Raw genomic sequence first — 2186 nt, 5'->3', positions numbered from 1 at the left:
GTTTACATACCAATTACCTATGGTGAAATTCTCATCTTGAATCTCAGTCAAATCTGTTGACTTCAAACCTAATGCATCTTGAACTTTCTTTGTACATCGTAACTGATACATAAACGTAATATCCTGATGTTTCGTTATTTTCAGCTACGATAAAGTGTGCGGAACTCAATTGCAACATAACGCCCTGTTAAGGTGTGAGCAACGCAATACCAAAGCCACCGCATACCACCTTAAACACCAAACACAACGCATAGTAAAAATGCAACGCGTTGCGAATCACTCTTGAACAGTTTGTTAGTTGAATTGTTTCACCGCCCTACACTTGGGAAAGGTTGAACAACCCCAAAACTGTTTACCTATATTTTCACCACGCTTGGTTTCACGCAACACCATTTCAGAGCCGCAACGGGGGCACTGATTTGAGCTAGCTTTGGATGCGACAACTTCTTTGACATGTTTGCGATGCTTTAAATCCGTAATGACTCCGCGCTTTAACTTTATCTGGTTTATAGACTCTGTTAACCGAGCATAATCCTTATCAGAGAAGACTACCTCGTTAAATTGCTGAATGTATCGAATGCTTCCTCGAGCATAGGTAACGTTTGGAGGCATTTCGGTTTTAAAGGTACTGTCACCGATGAAAACAATAACTGAATGCAAGTGTTCTTCACTGCAACCTAGCAAGGTTTCCAGCGCTTTTATGTGCTTGTAATTCTGATGCAGCGGGTTTTGAAATTTAGAGGAATGACGGTAAATCTTTTGTGTCCACTGCTTCTGGCGAATCGAACCAAATATCCAACCTTTCATATTCTTAGTTTCAACGACAAAGATGCCATATTTAGAAACCACAATATGGTCGACTTGAGTTGTACCATCGATAGTTGGCAACGTTACGTCTTTTATTAGCGTGTAATCAGACTCTGGTAATTTGGACAAAAGACGGTTTACGAGAAACTCACCGAATACACCTTTTAGCCACCTACTTTTGAAAATGCTAACCATGAGCAATAAAGGTAGTAGATACCAAACTTGCTCAAGAACATTAAGAAATGCTTCAAAAATATTCACGGATTTTCCCTATTCAACTAACGCTCTGTTAAGGTGTGAGCAACGCAATACCGATGCTTCCGCATACCACCTTAAACACTAAACGCAACGCATAATAAAAATGCCACGCGTTGCGAATCACTCTTAAAGAGTTTGTTATATGCGTTTTTTAGCTTCAATGATATCAGCAACATACAGGTTACTACTACTATTTGCTACGTTCGTTTTCTCGCTAAAGAAACCTTTGATAATACGAAACTTTCTTTCAGTACTATGGACAGAACCAATATTGGGTAACCAAGGCTTCATAAGAGTTAAAGTTGCTTCCATTAAGTTAGAAATTTCGTCAGCAGCTTTGTTTTTTAAAACGTAACGATTTAATAGGAGTTCACGATCTGACTGTTCAAAGTACCCGCTATCGTAAACAACAAAGCGAGATTCATGTGCAGTCGTTTTTATGAGTAGTAACTTGTCATCATTTTCAGGGTTAAGTGTTCTACCATCGACAACCTTAAACTCGATGCCCTTTTCAGCGCACAACGTAAAATTACTAGGATCACGATAAATACGCTCCAATGATTGCAAATTGTTGGATATTTTTAGCAGATTTACTGAATCCAAATGCGATGAGAACTTGAGAAACACAGCATCACCACTAATTTCATCAAACAAATTGCGTACTTCATTTGTTAGCTTGAATATCTGAAACCCTAAGTAGCTTTGATTTGCTACATGATTTTTTAATTCATGTTGCTCAAGTTTTACTATCCCTAAGATATTATCGAGAGTATTTGTGTCAAGGTTGTACCCATATATGACTTTTTTAATGAAATACAGGTAGTTAAAAATGCACCCTGCCAATTGACGCTTTATATGCTCATGAATATAACCCTGCTCTTTTCTAAGCACCTGCTGACGAATAACGTCATAAAAAAGATAAGCTACAAAGAAAAATACGCCGTTGGATGCCACTGAAGTTAAGACAGAGCTTAAATCTTCACTTTTCACAAATTCAGCACCAAGAAAGCACAGAACTGTCGCTACACCCAAACTCAAATATGGCAAAAATCTAAGCCAATACATTCATCTCGATTCCTAATATTGATACCAAAGCATATAACGCCCTGTTAAGGTGTGAG

At 38.2% G+C, this 2186-nt stretch carries 2 protein-coding genes; both read right to left on the bottom strand.

The window, feature by feature from the left end; genetic code table 11:
* Positions 1–294: 294 nt before the first annotated feature.
* Positions 295–1068 carry an NERD domain-containing protein gene (locus CAG69_RS16340; protein WP_161445174.1) on the bottom strand — a complete coding sequence of 258 codons (774 nt, stop codon included), beginning with the start codon at positions 1066–1068 and terminating at the stop codon, positions 295–297.
* Positions 1069–1203: 135 nt separating this feature from the next.
* The gene (locus tag CAG69_RS16330; protein ID WP_161445172.1) at positions 1204–2130 is read right to left on the bottom strand and encodes a hypothetical protein; all 927 of its coding nucleotides are present in this window, start codon (positions 2128–2130) and stop codon (positions 1204–1206) included.
* Positions 2131–2186: the final 56 nt, after the last annotated feature.

Source organism: Vibrio sp. V43_P6S15P86, from assembly GCF_009904725.1.
In the GTDB taxonomy this organism is placed as follows: domain Bacteria; phylum Pseudomonadota; class Gammaproteobacteria; order Enterobacterales; family Vibrionaceae; genus Vibrio; species Vibrio diabolicus.
The sequence above is the reverse complement of the archived record's forward strand: the minus strand, read 5'-3'. Positions and strand labels throughout refer to the sequence as shown.

Excerpts from the sequence above, each read along its gene's own strand:
- CAG69_RS16330 (WP_161445172.1), bottom strand. The coding sequence starts at position 2,130 with ATGTATTGGCTTAGATTTTTGCCATATTTGAGTTTGGGTGTAGCGACA.